The organism is Maribacter sp. IgM3_T14_3, from assembly GCF_049603095.1.
Lineage (GTDB): Bacteria > Bacteroidota > Bacteroidia > Flavobacteriales > Flavobacteriaceae > Maribacter.
Genome location: NZ_CP187138.1, coordinates 3228073 through 3244353, shown reverse-complemented (window position 1 = coordinate 3244353; position 16281 = coordinate 3228073). Strand labels below are relative to the sequence as shown.

Annotated in this window: 19 protein-coding genes; 9 read left to right on the top strand and 10 right to left on the bottom strand. The window is 36.1% G+C overall.

The annotated features are described in order from the left end of the window. Nucleotides 1-22: 22 nt before the first annotated feature. The 5 genes from ACPF9A_RS14490 to ACPF9A_RS14470 all read right to left on the bottom strand — a co-directional run bounded on the left by ACPF9A_RS14490 (nucleotide 23) and on the right by ACPF9A_RS14470 (nucleotide 4566). On the bottom strand, nucleotides 23-367 hold the full coding sequence (locus tag ACPF9A_RS14490; protein WP_423998062.1) for a TfoX/Sxy family protein: 345 nt from the start codon (nucleotides 365-367) through the stop codon (nucleotides 23-25). A 3-nt stretch (nucleotides 368-370) separates the two neighbouring features. After that, nucleotides 371-1144, bottom strand: a complete 774-nt coding sequence (locus ACPF9A_RS14485) for an SOS response-associated peptidase (protein WP_423998060.1) — start codon at nucleotides 1142-1144, stop codon at nucleotides 371-373. 28 nt (nucleotides 1145-1172) lie between these two features. Further along, the gene (locus tag ACPF9A_RS14480; RefSeq protein WP_423998058.1) at nucleotides 1173-1958 is read right to left on the bottom strand and encodes an aldose 1-epimerase; all 786 of its coding nucleotides are present in this window, start codon (nucleotides 1956-1958) and stop codon (nucleotides 1173-1175) included. After that, nucleotides 1951-3246 carry a M20/M25/M40 family metallo-hydrolase gene (locus ACPF9A_RS14475; RefSeq protein ID WP_423998056.1) on the bottom strand — a complete coding sequence of 432 codons (1296 nt, stop codon included), beginning with the start codon at nucleotides 3244-3246 and terminating at the stop codon, nucleotides 1951-1953. The genes ACPF9A_RS14480 and ACPF9A_RS14475 overlap by 8 nt, the downstream gene beginning before the upstream one ends. A 78-nt stretch (nucleotides 3247-3324) precedes the next feature. Beyond that, complete coding sequence (locus tag ACPF9A_RS14470) at nucleotides 3325-4566, bottom strand: ABC transporter permease (RefSeq protein ID WP_423998054.1); 1242 nt, start codon at nucleotides 4564-4566, stop codon at nucleotides 3325-3327. Nucleotides 4567-4569: 3 nt separating this feature from the next. Here ACPF9A_RS14470 and ACPF9A_RS14465 point away from each other — a divergent pair, with 3 nt between their 5' ends. Further along, on the top strand, nucleotides 4570-5805 hold the full coding sequence (locus ACPF9A_RS14465; RefSeq protein WP_424004487.1) for an exo-beta-N-acetylmuramidase NamZ family protein: 1236 nt from the start codon (nucleotides 4570-4572) through the stop codon (nucleotides 5803-5805). Here the strand turns inward: ACPF9A_RS14465 and ACPF9A_RS14460 are convergent. The 4 genes from ACPF9A_RS14460 to ACPF9A_RS14445 all read right to left on the bottom strand — a co-directional run bounded on the left by ACPF9A_RS14460 (nucleotide 5794) and on the right by ACPF9A_RS14445 (nucleotide 9167). Beyond that, nucleotides 5794-6648, bottom strand: a complete 855-nt coding sequence (locus ACPF9A_RS14460) for a sterol desaturase family protein (RefSeq protein ID WP_423998053.1) — start codon at nucleotides 6646-6648, stop codon at nucleotides 5794-5796. The two genes, ACPF9A_RS14465 and ACPF9A_RS14460, sit on opposite strands and share 12 nt — an antisense overlap. A gap of 307 nt (nucleotides 6649-6955) precedes the next feature. Then, on the bottom strand, nucleotides 6956-7507 hold the full coding sequence (locus tag ACPF9A_RS14455) for an ASCH domain-containing protein (protein ID WP_423998051.1): 552 nt from the start codon (nucleotides 7505-7507) through the stop codon (nucleotides 6956-6958). A 417-nt stretch (nucleotides 7508-7924) separates the two neighbouring features. Then, on the bottom strand, nucleotides 7925-8650 hold the full coding sequence (locus ACPF9A_RS14450; RefSeq protein ID WP_423998049.1) for a tRNA-uridine aminocarboxypropyltransferase: 726 nt from the start codon (nucleotides 8648-8650) through the stop codon (nucleotides 7925-7927). A 25-nt stretch (nucleotides 8651-8675) separates the two neighbouring features. Next, a complete protein-coding gene (locus ACPF9A_RS14445; protein ID WP_423998047.1) occupies nucleotides 8676-9167 on the bottom strand; it encodes a YkgJ family cysteine cluster protein in 492 nt (163 codons plus the stop codon). 75 nt (nucleotides 9168-9242) lie between these two features. Between ACPF9A_RS14445 and ACPF9A_RS14440 the strand changes: the two genes are divergently transcribed. Together ACPF9A_RS14440 and ACPF9A_RS14435 are read left to right on the top strand one after the other, a co-directional pair. After that, a complete protein-coding gene (locus tag ACPF9A_RS14440; protein ID WP_423998045.1) occupies nucleotides 9243-9956 on the top strand; it encodes a class I SAM-dependent methyltransferase in 714 nt (237 codons plus the stop codon). 45 nt (nucleotides 9957-10001) lie between these two features. Next, the gene (locus ACPF9A_RS14435) at nucleotides 10002-10913 is read left to right on the top strand and encodes a hypothetical protein (protein WP_423998043.1); all 912 of its coding nucleotides are present in this window, start codon (nucleotides 10002-10004) and stop codon (nucleotides 10911-10913) included. 12 nt (nucleotides 10914-10925) lie between these two features. Here ACPF9A_RS14435 and ACPF9A_RS14430 read toward each other — a convergent pair whose 3' ends face one another. After that, nucleotides 10926-11558 (bottom strand): 7-carboxy-7-deazaguanine synthase QueE, encoded by a 633-nt coding sequence (locus ACPF9A_RS14430; RefSeq protein WP_423998041.1) that lies wholly within the window; start codon nucleotides 11556-11558, stop codon nucleotides 10926-10928. Nucleotides 11559-11729: 171 nt separating this feature from the next. Between ACPF9A_RS14430 and ACPF9A_RS14425 the strand changes: the two genes are divergently transcribed. The 6 genes from ACPF9A_RS14425 (at nucleotide 11730) to ACPF9A_RS14400 (ending at nucleotide 16278) form a co-directional block, all read left to right on the top strand. Next, a complete protein-coding gene (locus tag ACPF9A_RS14425; RefSeq protein ID WP_423998039.1) occupies nucleotides 11730-13238 on the top strand; it encodes a helicase HerA-like domain-containing protein in 1509 nt (502 codons plus the stop codon). A gap of 3 nt (nucleotides 13239-13241) precedes the next feature. Next, on the top strand, nucleotides 13242-13796 hold the full coding sequence (locus tag ACPF9A_RS14420; protein ID WP_423998038.1) for a hypothetical protein: 555 nt from the start codon (nucleotides 13242-13244) through the stop codon (nucleotides 13794-13796). A gap of 65 nt (nucleotides 13797-13861) precedes the next feature. Beyond that, a complete protein-coding gene (locus tag ACPF9A_RS14415) occupies nucleotides 13862-14701 on the top strand; it encodes an alpha/beta fold hydrolase (RefSeq protein ID WP_423998036.1) in 840 nt (279 codons plus the stop codon). Nucleotides 14702-14758: 57 nt separating this feature from the next. Further along, entirely contained in the window at nucleotides 14759-15010 is a 252-nt protein-coding gene (locus ACPF9A_RS14410) for a DUF7218 family protein (RefSeq protein WP_423998034.1), read from the top strand. Nucleotides 15011-15012: 2 nt separating this feature from the next. Further along, nucleotides 15013-15438, top strand: a complete 426-nt coding sequence (locus ACPF9A_RS14405) for a VOC family protein (protein WP_299320990.1) — start codon at nucleotides 15013-15015, stop codon at nucleotides 15436-15438. A 9-nt stretch (nucleotides 15439-15447) separates the two neighbouring features. Continuing rightward, complete coding sequence (locus tag ACPF9A_RS14400; RefSeq protein ID WP_423998032.1) at nucleotides 15448-16278, top strand: transporter substrate-binding domain-containing protein; 831 nt, start codon at nucleotides 15448-15450, stop codon at nucleotides 16276-16278. The last annotated feature ends 3 nt before the right edge of the window (nucleotides 16279-16281 follow it).

Genomic DNA, 16281 nt, shown 5'->3' with positions numbered 1-16281 from the left:
ATCAGATTTTACAACCATTACATTATGGATTCAAAAGTCTGTTGAATTCCAACGCTTTTTCTACCCAGAAATCAAGATCATCTTCAGTGTCGAATCCATCGGGACCTACAAATAAAAAACCACGAATCGGTTTGCCAGTAAAGTCCATTGGTCTGCTACCCGGTTTGTTTAGTAGTTCTTCATAATTCAATTTACCAACACGCACCATTAACTTATCTTCTTCGCTTTTCTTATCGTACATAACACCAATGCACATTTTAGTAATGACCATAAATATGAGTCCGCCCATCATTTTCTTCTCCTCCAATTCGCCCTTTCCTTTTAAACGAGGTCGAACCCTATCTGCTAAATACTCACTATAAGCCATTGCTTAAAAATCAAGTTCTTCTGGTTCTAGTTCTTTATACACGACTTCTTCAGTAATCGATTCTATATTTCCTGCATAACTTTTACCACGCAGTTTGCCCACCGTATGTGCTTGCAATGCCACATTATTATTTGAGCTCAGCAGACCTTTTAATTCTTTCTCAAAATCTGCAGATGAAGTTAGCCACTCGTCTTCCATATCATCACCCAACATTAAAGGCATTCGTGGTTCTTTCAGTTTCGGGTTGTTATGAATTTTAGCCATCATGTCATTACCGACTGTAGTTACAATTGAAAATGAATTGATAGTACCGCCATTTTTAGGATGTATCCATTCAGACCATAATGCAGCTAACGCTAAAGGTTCATTATTTTTTCGGTGGATAAAAAACGGATACGTGTTATCGTTATAATGGTGATGCTCGTAAAAGCCATCAACATAAAGTATGCAACGTTTTTCATTGGCAGCATCTCTAAAAGCAGGTTTCTCGAAAATGGTTTCTACCCTAGCGTTCAAAGTACTGTTCCAAATTTTCTTTTGTTGTTCAACACTATTTACCCAATGGGGAATCAACCCCCAAGTAGCTACAATAGGATAAAACGGATCATCATTCGTATATATTAATACCTCAGGATGTGAAAAGCCCGATGCATGGTGAAGCGGTAAATCGGTCAATGGTCCCAATTTTTCAACAATCTCGTCGATTGCCTTTAAATCTTGACTTCTCTTTGCCCTTTTTAACTGCGCCTCTAAACTGGTTTTAACATCATAACACATACACTATTCTTTAGCGATGAATTTTAAACTATAGCGGTTTTAACGCCACTGTAAAAATTGCAGGCTCCTTCTTTAATACCATAAAGCCTTCTGCCAAATTATCTTGTTCTACCGCATACGGATAAAAAGTAATCGGCTCTATACAGACCATATTTGGCACCTCCGTCCAAAGCATAAAATGACTAAATCCTTCAGATGTTATTTGAAGTGATTTCTCATCTTTTAAAGTGATTACATCGGTATTTGGCACTTGCAATGCTCTACTACCAACTTCCATAACCTCTGGTATGGTAATATTTTGTTCTCCGGCAGAAATAATAGCATTATCGCTATGCAACATAAACGCAGGGTGATAACCCAACATAAAAGGCATGCCCTCTTCTCCAGAAATTGAAAAGGTAACCACCAATGAATTGTCTATTAATTCAAACGACTTTACAAACTCAAAATCGTAAGGCCAGCTCAGTTTCTCTGCGGTAGATTTATTAGGATATTTTGAATTTAAAACCTCGGTATTTTCTGTATATTTTTTAGAAAACACGGCTTTGCTTGTTGAGTTTTCTATCAACCTATAATTCATTTCACGTAATAGACCGTGCTGATCTTGAGTTGCAAAACCTTTAGGGGTTTTCACTTTAAAATCTGCCTCATTTGTTGGTCCGATCAACGGAAACATTTCAGTATCTACACTGCGCCACCCAGGGTTTCCCTTTTGATGCATAAACTCATGACCAGAAACTTGGTACCCTACCAGCTCTCCAGCTTCAATTTCAACCTGTTGATCTCCTACTTCTAATGTTGTTATATTACTCATTTATCAATCTATAAATTAATAATGCTGTCCTTTTCGTTAGTGCTTCTATAGTATTCAAATTAACGGTTTCTTCGGGAGTGTGGGCGGCATTACCCATAGTCCCCAATCCGTCCAAACAATCTACATATTGCGCTACAAAAGAAGTATCCGCCGCACCTCTTTTACCTGGATCATATGCTAGCACTTCACCTTGCTTTAAATCTAAACTTACTTCGTTCAATTTCGTCAACAATGCCTTATTACCATCTGTAGGTTGCATTGCTGGATAACTATCTTTAAAAGTTACTTTTGCCGATGTATGTGGTAAATTATTCGCCACTACGGTTCTCATGTTTTCCCGTGCACGTTCTTTTTGTTCTTCGGATATAAATCGTAATCCACCTCGGACTTCTGCTTTCTGCGCCACTACATTGGTCTTACCAAACACGGTTCCCTTACTGGTCATTTCATCAAACTCTACAAAAGTACCCCCAATCAATGTCCCCGGATTGAATGTCAATAAATCTTCTCCTCTTACATCGGTATAGAATCCATTTAATATTCTTGACATTTCAAAAATAGCTCCTGCACCTGTATCTTCACTAAATATACCAGATGAGTGTGCTCTTTTACCCTCTACCTCAACTTTCCAACCTGAAGAACCTCTTCTGGCAACAGTTGCATAATTGAATCCGGTGGAGGTCTCAAAGCCTAAACCTATGTCACTTCTTTTGGCAGTTTCAATTAAATCGTGTCTACTTTTTTCTAGCGGACTACCCGTGCTTTCTTCATCACCCGTAAAGGCAACAATTATTTGAGCATCATCTAACAATCCGTTTTGTTGTAGTGCTTTTAATGCATACAGCACAATAACATCACCACCTTTCATATCATTACCACCTGGTGCATGTGCAATAGAATCGTTCACCATCTCAAAAGTTTGAAACGGACTATCTTCTTCAAACACCGTATCTAGATGACCAATAAGTAATAACTTCTTGCCCTTGGTCCCTTTAATTTCTGCAAACAAATGTCCCGCCCTATTCATTTCTTCGGGCATAGGTATCCAAGTACTTTCAAAACCTATATCGGTGAAAGCAGAAGCAAATTCTTGACCTACCATTTCAACACCTTTAAGATTTAAGGTGCCGCTATTAATATTCACGACTTTTTCTAGAAATGAAATAGCCTCGGCATTATTTTGCTCTATAGATTTTACAACCTTCTTCTCGTTCTTTGAAAGTTTCTGTGCATTGACGCCGGTCAATAAAAGCACAGCAATTAGGGTAAGTAGTAGTTTTTGATGCATGTGGTCTGTTTTACATCAAATTTACCAAAAAGGGGTTTAACCTAAGATTAAATTTGGAATAAGCTATTCAAAAACAAACTACTCGAATCGAATAGCTTTAACGGGTGTTATTCTAGTAATAATATATGACGGGATCAAAAGCATCAACAAACAAAGCAGCAACACACCCGCGTTTAAAAGAAGAATAGTCCACAGGTCTATACTTACAGGTATGTACTCAATATAGTATTCTTTTGGGTTCGGGAATTTAAAAACTCGAAACTTCTCTTGAATAAAAATAATACCAAGCCCTATAAGGTTACCCCAAAATAAACCAACAACAATAAGGTAAGCCGCGTTATATAAAAAGACTTTTCTTATACTCCAGTTGTTTGTACCCAATGCTTTTAAAATACCGATCATTGGCGTACGCTCTAATATTAAAACGAGTAATGCGGTAATCATATTTATACCACCAACAATGATCATGATGCCAATGATAAGGGCTATATTAAAATCGAACAAGCCTATCCACTCAAAGATTTTGTAATACTTATCTTTAATAGTTCTATTATCTAGTGTGGAAAATGTTTTTGACCTTATCTCTATATTTTTCTCGTCAATATCATCAAAACTCTCTAAGAATACCTCAAAATTACCTATCTCGGTATCTTTCCATTTATTCATACGCTGAATGTGGCGTATGTCTGTAAAAATATATAGTCCGTCAATTTCCTCGAAACCGCTATCGTAGATTCCGGTGATGGTGAATTTTCTTTGGTTAGGTATTTTATCAGCTGCATCATCCCGTAGAAAAAAGGTAAAGAAAGAATCTCCCACTTTTAAGTTCAAACGATTTGACATTATTCTCGAAATAAGCACATCAGAATTTAGCTCTCCCGAATAATCAGGCAAAACACCGTCAATTAAAAACTCATCGAACGGATCCCAATTATATTCCTTGCCCACACCTTTGGCAATAATACCCTCAAAAGTTTCTTCGGTTCTAATAATACCTGCCTTGGTCGCCACAGCTTGTATGTGCACAATGCCATCAACCATGTTGAATTCCGGATAAAACTCTTGCTCCGTACTCACGGGCACCACAGAAACTTCAGAATTATTATTATCGTAATTATAGATTTGTACATGACCGTTGAAAGCCGTTATTTTCTCACGTATTTTCTCTTTTAATCCCAGTCCCGTAGCAATGGCTACCAACATCATAATCACCCCTATTGCAATTGCTGCAATGGCTATTTTTATTATCGGTGCAGATATACTAATTTTATGCTCCTTACCCTTTATAAGCCGTTTGGCGATAAAATATTCTAGATTCAAATGATGTTATTTTTATCCAATTTCAAAAGTACAGTTTTATTATGGTTTTTGGTATTGGCTACCTGCGGAAACGAAACTAAAGAACAAGCCATTACCACATCACAAAAAGATGAACCACAAATTGAGCAAGAAGCAAAAGAAATTGTTGTCGCCGCTAACCGAACGGAAGCATATGTACCATTTTTAAAAGGAAAAAGAATCGCTATTGTCGCCAACCAAACCAGTGTTATTTTTAAGTCTGACGGGCATACACATTTGGTAGATAGCCTACTTTCTTTGGATGTAGATATTAAGCACGTATTTGCACCAGAACACGGATTTAGAGGGAATTTTGATGCAGGTGAACACGTAAACAATAGTAAAGACATTAAAACAGGACTAGATTTAATATCATTACACGGTAAAAACAGAAAACCAAGTCAAGAGCAATTAGAAGGTTTAGATTTGGTGCTATTCGATATACAAGATGTGGGCGTTCGTTTTTACACCTATATCTCGACTATGCAGTTGGTTATGGAAGCTTGTGCCGAAAAAGGAATTCCTGTTCTAGTGTTAGATAGACCAAACCCGAACGGACATTATGTAGACGGACCAACGATGGAAGCCGCACATACTTCTTTTCTTGGGATGACTGAAATTCCTTTAGTATACGGAATGACCATTGGTGAATATGCCAACATGATCAATGATGAACTATGGTTAGAAGGAGATAAAAAAGCAGATTTAACCGTGATCCCTTTAGAAAACTGGACGCATGATATGTTTTATAGTCTACCAATTCGACCTTCACCAAACTTACCAAATGACACTTCTATTACGCTATACCCAAGTTTAGGAATGTTTGAAGGCACCAACATTAATGCAGGTCGTGGGACGGAGTTTCAGTTTCAACGCTACGGAGCATCATTTTTAGATTCGAAAGTATATGATTTCACCTATACTCCTGAGCCAAATTTCGGTTCTAAATACCCAAAGGAAGAAGGGAAATTGTGCTACGGAAAAGACCTTTCAAAAACTGAGCGCATGAACCAGATTACTATGGATTACATTATAGATGCTTATACCAATTCGGTCGATAAAAGTAAATTCTTTATCACTAGTGGTTTTACCAAACATGCAGGTAATAACAGACTTCAAAAACAAATTATAGCCGGCGCCACCAATGCCGAAATAAAAGCGACTTGGCAAGAAGACATTGAAAAGTTCAAAAAAATTAGAGCGAAGTATTTACTTTACTAAAGGCTGTTCACCCGTAATATCAGTCGTTGGTTTTCTATACCCAACAAATGGATATTTCAACAAAGAGCTAATTTGACCATTAGCAACCTCATCAGGAAAAGTGTCTACACCGTAGATAATTTTCTCTCTATCTAAATGCATATACGTACCAAATATACGATCCCACCAAGAGAAGATATTCCCATAATTACTATCTGTATAAGGCAATACATAATGGTGATGCACTTTATGCATATCAGGAGAAATCAGCACATAACTTAAAGCCTTATCCACACCCTTTGGTAGTTTAATATTCGCATGATTGAACTGAGACAATACTACCGAAAGACTTTGGTACAACATAATAATGCCTACCGGTGCACCAACTACAAAAACACCTACTAAAGTAAATATATAGCGAATGATACTTTCTAAAGGGTGATGTCTGTTCGCAGTGGTCGTATCTACATTATGATCCGTGTGATGTACCAAATGCACCATCCACAATGGTTTTACTTTGTGCTCTACTAAATGAGCCGTATAAGCCCCAATTAAATCTAGCAACGCTACACCTAAAAACACATATGCCCATAACGGCATTTCTGGTAACCAATTAATAATTCCAAAATCATTGGCAACTGCCCAATCAGAAGTTTTTAATAATAAAAATGCCAACGGAAAATTGATAACTATCGTAGTCAGTGTAAAAAAGAAGTTAGGCAGAGAATGCTTCCATTTATTATAGCTCCCATTAAATAACGGCACGATACCTTCTAGTATCCAAAAAAATGTGATTCCGCCAACTAAAATCAGTGATCTGTGAGCTGCAGGGATTGATTCGAAATATGTTATAAGTTGTTCCATTAAATGAGGGAGTCGTTAAAGTTATGAGCCGCAAAAAATATTTTAAAAATCTAACTAATGTATCTTCAATAAATAAATGTGAATTCTAATATATTCGCAGCTAATCACCCAATATAATAAACTTTTGTTGATTTAATACCTTATATATGTACTTTTCAAGAATCCCTTTTTAAAAATTTAACCCTTGAATATTTACTAAAACTCACAGATTATGGGCAGATGATCACTGATTTTCAGCCAATAAGATACTGGTCCGATTTCGATTGTTTTGATGTTCTTTACAAATTCTTGGCTTCCGAAAATATAATTATTTCCTCCAAACTGTTTTAAATCTTTCAAAAACGATCAGCATATCTTCGGTTGGTTCTTCTCCGTTTTCAACCATTACACTTTGAAAAAAATCCCAGTGCGCTTTTCTCCATTTTTGAAGAGGCTCTTTGTCAGTTCCCATATCTAAAGCCGCTAAAGTTTCTGAAAGTTGATTGAAAGGTATCGTGTCAACCTTTGTAATTTCAATAATAGCTTGTGCTTTACCATCAAAATCCGTTATAATATGATTTGTACCAATTAGCGGCAAATCAGCTTCTGCTTCAACGTACCATTTATACAATCCTGAAGTAGTAGCGGTCTTTTTTCCGTTTACTGTCAACGCCGCCAATCTTTCGGCATCTTCTTTATTATCATGAAAAAACCAAGATTCTGGCAACTCTTCTTTGTTAGCTTGAGGGTTAGATTCGGTATAGTTATTCCACATTTCATAGACAGATGCGTCAATACCATTTTCTCTTACTATTTCTTTCTTAGCGTCGTTCTTGCAGCTAAGGATTATTAAAATCAGAAAAATAGACAGATGTTTCATAATACTTTAGGAATAATAAATTCATTTTGATTTTTATAAAAATACAGTAGCACATGATATCTTAGCCAAAAGTCCGTTTATAATTTGATTAACTCTTAGATATTACTCTTCTTCTGAATTTCTATTATTGTAAATTCTTGGAACTTCCTCCACAAGTGAATTTAACTCTGTTTTTGCTTTATAAAAAGCTAATAATAATACTAGAATCAACACCGATAGTTTAACAAAACTAATTCGTTTACTGGAATTTTTAAAAATTAATACTAGATTCCATATCAAAATTGATATCGCAAATACCAAACAAATTGTATCTAAAAATGGATTCATGCCTGAAAACAAAGTCAGATGGAATGCGATATAGAGTCCTATTAAAATTGAAAGGAATATTGATAGTATAAATTTTGATTTCATTTCGTTCTATTCTAACTCAAAAACAACATTTCTTTCTCTTTTATCCCAATACATCGTCTTCGGTCCAATATCTCTCTTTGTGGTTGAACTATAGTTTTTATTGTTTGGGTTTAAAATATAGTCAAGTTGATGGGCTATCATTTTTTCAAAAGGGATTAGGAAGTCCGTGGTATCGCATTGTTCTACCCCGCCTTTCTTCAATAAATTTAAAACTGTATAGACAGACTCAATCGTGCTAAGGCAAAGTGCTTCGGGTTGTTGCTTGATAATGAATTTAGATTCTATACTATTATCAAAACTAACTCTATTTAATTTTTGCAAGTTCGTACTTAGCTTGAGCATTTTACGTGCGCAGGGCCATGTACCATCGAGAATGAAGATGTTTGCGCCTGTACCTAAAAAACTATGCATTTCAGAACCATTTCTCTGAGATAAATTAAAACTTTCTCTACCAGGATAGAGTAAGAATGAACCAATTTCTTCATTATTCAATATTTCATTTACACGTTCATTATCGCTAAAATCTACACCAACTATAATTTCTGAATTCTCAAGTTGAAGATTCGTCATATACCCCGTTCCATTTTTTTCTTTCTTGTACTCTTTAGGGTGCATCAAAATAATGAAACGCGTTTTAGTCTTGATAGTACTAATATGTTTACAAATACAAGTGCTCGAAGGCCGCATACATTTGTAACATTTTACTCTTGGATTATTATTTAGGACTTCCAATATAAAATTCTCTTTATTTTTCTAATTACTTAATCAACTTCTTCATTTCCTCCACTATATTATAAGCAGCTGGGCAAATAGCTACATTTTTAAGGGTTAAGTTACTTATTTGCTGAAACTTCTTTCGATCTGTATGTGGGAACTCCCGACATGCTTTTGGGCGTACATCATAGATAGAACAGTAGTTATCCGTTCCTAAAAAAGTACAGGGCGTTTGCTGCAGAACAAAATCATTTTCTTCATCGACCCGTAAATAGGTTTCGATGAATTTCTGGGGTTTCATTCGAAACGACTTTGCAATACGCTCTACGTCTGCATTGGTAAAAAGAGGCCCTGTTGTTTTACAACAATTGGCGCAGGTTAAACAATCGGTGCGTTTAAATTCCTCCTTATGAAGCTCTTGCATGATATAGTCCAAATTCTTCGGCGGCTTCTTTCGAAGCTTGACAAAGAACTTTTTATTCTCGTTATGTTTTTCATTTGCCTTTTGTGGCAATTCCCGTAAAACCTCTTCCATGTGCAAAATTAATTCCCCAAAACTAGCGAAGTAGTACCAAAAATCGAGACTTTTGCAACTAGAAATACAAGAATTTTGAACAACGACATTTTAGGTACGGCACTTTTAGATTATCAGAACGGAAACTATACTGAAGATATTACCACGTATTCATCTCTACTTGAAGATGATGTTTTGCCTATACCCTATATGTTCAGGAGTTTTAAAGAAATGCCCGAGCTAGAGCAAAAAGCTTTGCAATTATGTAACGGCAACGTGCTAGATGTTGGCTGTGGTGCTGGTAGCCATGGACTGTATTTACAAGAAAAAGGCCTTTCGGTTATTGGGCTTGATGCTTCTAAAGGTGCTATTGAAGTCAGTACATTACGCGGACTCAAAAACACTGTACACTCCGAACTACTAAAATATGAAGGTGAGCAATTCGATACGATTCTAATTTTAATGAACGGTGTCGGCTTGGCAGGAACGCTAGCCGGATTAGAACCGTTCTTCTCTAAATTAATATCGCTTTTAAAAGAAGGAGGACAAATTCTATTAGACTCAAGCGACATTATTTACATGTTCGAAGATGACGAAGATGGCGGGTATTGGATACCGGATAACGTTAATTACTACGGTGAAGTAAGCTTTGAAATGGAATATAAAAAGGAGAAAAGTGCATCTTTCCCCTGGTTATATGTAGACTATAACACGTTACAAAGAGCGGCAAATTATAGTAATTTAACATGTGAGCTTGTAATGGAAGGCGAACATTACGACTATTTAGCAAGATTGACGCATATGAAGTAATAGCGACACTTTTTTTTCGTTATCCTATTTGTACAAAATGATATTATGAATAAGTTTAAAAGTTTATTGCTTGTAGGTATTTTAACATTTGCAGTTTCGTGCTCTAAAAGCTCTTCAGATTCTGACGGTGATACTACAGAAACCAAAGTAGATAAAAGTGCCAATTTACTGGCGACAGGAGATTCTGCCAACGATATACTTTCTAACGATACTTTTGATAAACTTTTAATAGAAATAGCATACGTTGCCGGTTTTAAACCAACGGATGCTTCTATGACACAATTTACCGACTATCTAAAAGCACACACGCTAAAAGAGGAAATTGAATTGGTATATAACGAATTATCTAGTCCGTCAGAAGACGAACTTACCTTACAAGAAATTGCAGATTTAGAAACCAAAAATAGAACGGTATTTAATACAGGTAGCACGTTAGCTATCTATATTTACTTTGCAGATGCACCTGCAGAGGGCGATGATCTTGAAGATGGCTTAGTTACATTAGGTGCAGTTTATCGCAATACCTCTATGGTGATACACGAAGTTACCGTAAGAGAATTAGCCGGTTTAAGTTCTTCTATAAGTGAAGCAGATGTAGAAACCACTACTTTAAATCATGAATTCGGACACCTATTTGGTTTAGTGAATTTAGGTTCTGATATGGTAAACGATCATGAATCTGAATCTGAAAATGAAGACGGACAATTAGTAAGTGATAACCATTGCAACCAAACTGGATGCCTTATGCGTGCAGAATTACAATTTGGTGGGTCTACCGGTAAATCTTTACAATCAAATGCTCTTGCTCAATATGAAGACGGCGTAAATTCTGGGTGTACACTTTCTGGCGCAACAGTTCTAAAACTTTTACAACAAAACACGGCAAAAGGTGTCGCTACAGTAGGTCTTGATCCGGAATGCCTTTTAGATATTCAAGCTAATGGAGGGCGTAATTGAAACTAATTCGGATTAAGGAATATTCAAATACTTGTGCGTTTGCAATGACACTTTCCATTTAGGGTTTTTCATTACATACGCTACAATCATAGGCACAACTTTATCTCTAACACTCCATTCTGGCTGCAGGTATAAAATGCAATTCGCGTTGGTTTTAGCAGCTTGTTCTTCGGCAAAAATTAAATCGTGCTTGTTAAAAACAATGACTTTAAGCTCATGGGCCTCGTCGTAAATGCGACCTTCAGGTAATTTATTCTTCTTAGGTGAAAGACAGATCCAATCCCAATCGCCAGAAAGCGTGTAGGCACCAGAAGTTTCTATATGTGTTTTTAGTCCTTTTTCCTTTAAGGCCTTTGTAATCGGGTTCATATCCCACATTAAAGGTTCTCCGCCAGTAATAACAATAGTATCAGAATATTTGGCAGCATTATCAACAATTTGTTCGATGGCAGTAGGTGGATGCGTTTCTGCATTCCAGCTCTCTTTTACATCGCACCAATGGCAACCAACATCACACCCGCCAACACGAATAAAGTAAGCTGCGGTTCCTTTATGAAATCCCTCACCTTGTATGGTGTAAAACTCTTCCATTAAGGGTAAATACACCCCTCTATTCACTTTCTCAAGTACCTCCTCATTTTTCATTCGGCAAAGATACGTTTTAGTTGACAAATTCTACACGAAGTATATATCGGTAAATTCTGTACTCAGGCTAGTACTGTTCGCACATTAAATGTTAAAAAGTCGTGATATTTAAGACTGGTCTTATCTTTTGGTTTGGTTAAAAATCCCCTATTTTTATCGAAAATATATAAAATGGCCGGTACCGAAGATTTTTTTGACCACATAGAAAAGGGATATGCCACGAAAGGCGATTACATTAATATGGGCGCAGCTATGCTAAATGGTGAAGCTGTTACTAATGCATTCGTAAAAATTCCGTTAAAAACTTTAAACAGGCACGGACTTATTGCAGGTGCTACGGGTACTGGTAAAACAAAAACATTACAAGTGCTTGCAGAGAATTTATCTGAAAAAGGTATTCCTGTAATGTTGATGGATTTAAAAGGAGATTTAAGCGGATTGGCACAACCGAGTGCAGGTCACGCAAAAATAGACGAACGTCACGCCAAAATTGGTTTCCCATGGAAAGCAAGTGGCTTTCCTGTAGAAATACTTTCGTTATCAGAGCAAGATGGTGTTAAGTTGAGAGCCACGGTATCTGAATTCGGACCTGTATTACTATCCCGTATTTTGGACCTTTCTGAAACGCAATCAGGTATTGTTGCCGTAGTATTTAAATACTGCGATGATCAAAAAATGCCATTGCTAGATTTAAAAGATTTTAAAAAGGTATTGCAATATGCTACTGGAGCTGGCAAGGCAGAATTCACAAAAGAATATGGCCGTATCTCTACAAGTTCGACCGGTACCATTCTTAGAAAAATTATTGAGTTAGAGCAGCAAGGTGCAGAATTGTTTTTCGGCGAAAAGTCATTTGATGTAAATGACCTTACCCGTATCGACGAGCAAGGCAGAGGCTATATTAGCATTCTACGCCTAACCGATATTCAAGATAGACCCAAGTTATTCTCTACGTTTATGTTGAGTTTACTGGCAGAAATATATGACACCTTCCCAGAACAAGGAGATAGCGACAAACCAGAATTAATCTTATTTATAGACGAAGCACATCTTATTTTCAAAGAAGCTTCAAAAGCATTATTAGATCAAATAGAAAGTATTGTTAAACTGATACGTTCAAAAGGTATTGGTTTGTATTTTGTAACCCAAAACCCAACAGATGTACCAAACGATGTATTATCTCAGTTAGGTTTAAAAGTGCAACATGCGTTAAGGGCATTTACTGCTAGGGATAGAAAAGCAATTAAATTGACAGCAGAGAATTACCCAGAATCTGAGTATTATGATACGAAAGAAGTACTTACTTCTTTAGGTATTGGTGAGGCTTTGATATCTGCGTTAGATGAAAAAGGCCGACCTACTCCGCTTGCGGCGACATTGTTACGTGCACCAATGAGCCGTATGGATGTTTTGACAGATAAAGAGTTGAAGGAAGTCAATGACAGATCATCATTGGTTAAAAAGTATGGTGAGGTTATAGATCGAGAAAGTGCTTATGAAATCTTGAACGAAAAGATCGAGAAAGCAGAAAAATTGGCAGAGCAAGAAAAGGACAAACCTGCCGCTTCGAGAAGAACATCTACCAGAACAAGCACAAGACAGAATCCGGTATTAAAAGTATTAACAAGTGCCACTTTCATAAGAGGTGTACTTGGTGTATTAAAAAAAGTGATGAGATAGCATATGAATTTTAGATATACCCTTTTATTAATTTTCTGCTGTGGTTTACTTGTAAACTGCACCGATGAGAAGAATACAGACTTTGAAATATCTGGTGATCAAGTTGGCAGATTATCCAAGCAAAGTTTAGCACGTGATATTGAATTAATTTTCGAAAAAGACTCGGTAGTTCAAGATACCGTCAAGCTAAATTTCGGCAATGGCGCCAGTAAAATAAAAATTTACGAAAGAGGTGGTGCTTTACTATTGACCTTAACGCCGAATAACGATAGCATCGCTACCATACAGAATGTGATAATTAATGATGACAGATTCGTGACGGATAAGGGCATTTCTAAAGAAAGTACTTTTAAAGAAATACGAGAAAACTATCCTATTAAAAAGATCATTACATCTATGAACAATGTGGTGATTCTATTAAAAGACAGCGATTTATATTTCACAATAGATAAAAAAGAGCTACCAGAAAGCCTTAGGTATAATGCCAATAACAAAATTGAAGAGGTACAAATACCAGATACTGCAAAAGTAAAATACATGATGGTGGGTTGGGATTGATATTTTCAAAACCAACCTATTTGTTATTCTTCGGATAACTTTTATACATTTAAAATTTTTATCAAGTGCCAGTATACCTTCAAAAGCTTATCCCTAAATTAATCGGATTCTATTTTAACTTCCTTGTATGGTTTGCTCCAAAAAAAGCCGCCCACAAGGCTTTTTTAGTTTTTATAAAGGTCAGAAAAGGTCGTGTACTACCAAATCAAAAGGCATTTTTAGATCAAGCCAAATTAGAGGTGTTATCATTAGAGGCAAATGAAATTCAAGTTTACAACTGGCCCGGTAACAAAGAAACTGTTTTACTTGTACACGGTTGGGAAAGTAATACTTGGCGTTGGCATAAACTCATAGAAAAATTACAAGAAGCAGACTATAATATTATTGCCTTTGATGCACCTGCACATGGGTATTCTTCTGGCGATATGCTACATGTGCCGCTTTATGCCGAAACGTTACAGCACGTATTAACCAAATACCAACCAACAGTGCTTATAGGGCATTCTATGGGTGGCATGACTGCTTTGTATAATGAGTCTCTACACCCAAACAAAACTTTAGAAAAAATAGTAACGATAGGTTCACCATCAGAGTTTCATGAAATACTGACGCACTACAAGAACTTGTTAGGCTTTAATAGTAAAGTTTTAAACGAATTAGAAAATTTAGTGTACGATAAATTCAAGTTTACGGTCAAAGAATTTTCTAGCTCAAAATTTGTTGAAAGTAACCAGAAAAAAGGATTACTTTTCCATGACAGGTTCGATATGATCGCTCCATATCACGCTTCGGTCGATGTTCATAAACATTGGAAAGGAAGTGAATTGGTAAGCACAGAAGGTTTAGGACATTCTATGCACCAAGATGGGGTAAATGAAAAGATTGTTTCTTTTTTAGAAGGATAATTTCCGATTGTATACAGCACACCCAAAAGTCACTTTTTATTTAAATTTAATATAAAAATGGCAAAATCAAACAACATACCACAAATACAGAACGAAGAGCAATACGAAGCTTTAGTAGACAAAGGATACAGTAAAGAAAAAGCTGCACGTATTGCAAATACTAAAGATGCAGGAAAGAAAGGCGGTAAAGCTTCTACCTATGAAGAAAGAACTAAAAAAGAGCTTTATGACCAAGCTAAAGAAATTGGTATTAACGGACGTTCCAAAATGAGCAAAAAAGAGTTAATTTCAGCCTTAAGAAATAACTGATTATGCAAAATGTAACACCTTTCCACATTGCCATTCCCGTTCATAACTTAGCGGAATGCAGAACTTTTTATAGAGATATCTTAAATTGCGAAGAAGGTCGTAGTAGTGACCACTGGGTAGATTTCAATTTATTCGGACATCAATTAGTGATCCATTACAAACCTAAATCTGAGACAGAAAGCGTTCACCATAATCCTGTAGATGGTCATGATGTTCCCGTACCACATTACGGAGTAGTTTTACCTTGGGATGTATTTCAAAGCTTTTCAGAGGAGCTGAAATCAAAAGGTGTAAAGTTCGTCATTGAACCATATGTTCGTTTTGCAGGTAAAGTTGGCGAACAAGCTACCATGTTTTTCTATGACCCAGCAGGTAATGCTTTAGAGTTTAAAGCTTTCAAAGATATGGGGCAGTTGTTTGCGAAATAGACTTTACAAATGTTAAAGACCTATAATTACTTATTAAATAGTTTTCTTTTATTGATTACAACTTCGTTAACCATAAGTTGTGGACCAAAGATTGTAAAACATTCTGATTCATTCACTGATAGTAAAATCTCTACATTAAAAACTATTAAGGATAGAGACACTCTTAGAGTTGGTACTACGGGAGATTTTATGCCTTTTTCTTATAAAATCGATTCCAATAAATTCTATGCAGGCTTAGACATAGAAATGGCTAAGACTTTAGCTAAATCTCTTGACTTAGAAGTAGCATTTATTGAGACTAGCTGGCCAACATTAATGGAAGATTTAAGGAATGGTAAATTTGATATTGGAATGAGTGGTATAACCATTACTCCAGAACGACAGACAAAGGCATTTTTTAGTATACCCGTTTTATCTAGTGGAAAGGCAGCTATTACAAGAGATGAAAACTCACTTAATTATAATAGCATTGAAAAAATCAATAAACAAAACGTAAGAGTTATTTTTAATCCTGGCGGCACCAATGAAGCTTTTGCTAGAGCAAATTTCCCAAAGGCTAGACTCATACTCAACGATAACAATTTAGATATTTTTCAAAAATTAGTGGACGGTGAAGCTGATGTTATGGTAACCGATGCAGTAGAAACGCTTATGCAAGAACAAATTCACAAAGAACTGGAGGCTGTTAACCCCAACCAACCTTTCAATTCTTTCGATTTTGGATATTTGATTGAAAAAGATGCTGTTTTTAAGACCGTAATTGATAATTGGCTATTATCTCAACAAAAGGATAGCGTTGTTTTTAAATTGTTAAAGAAAGAAATTATCAACTTAAATTAACTA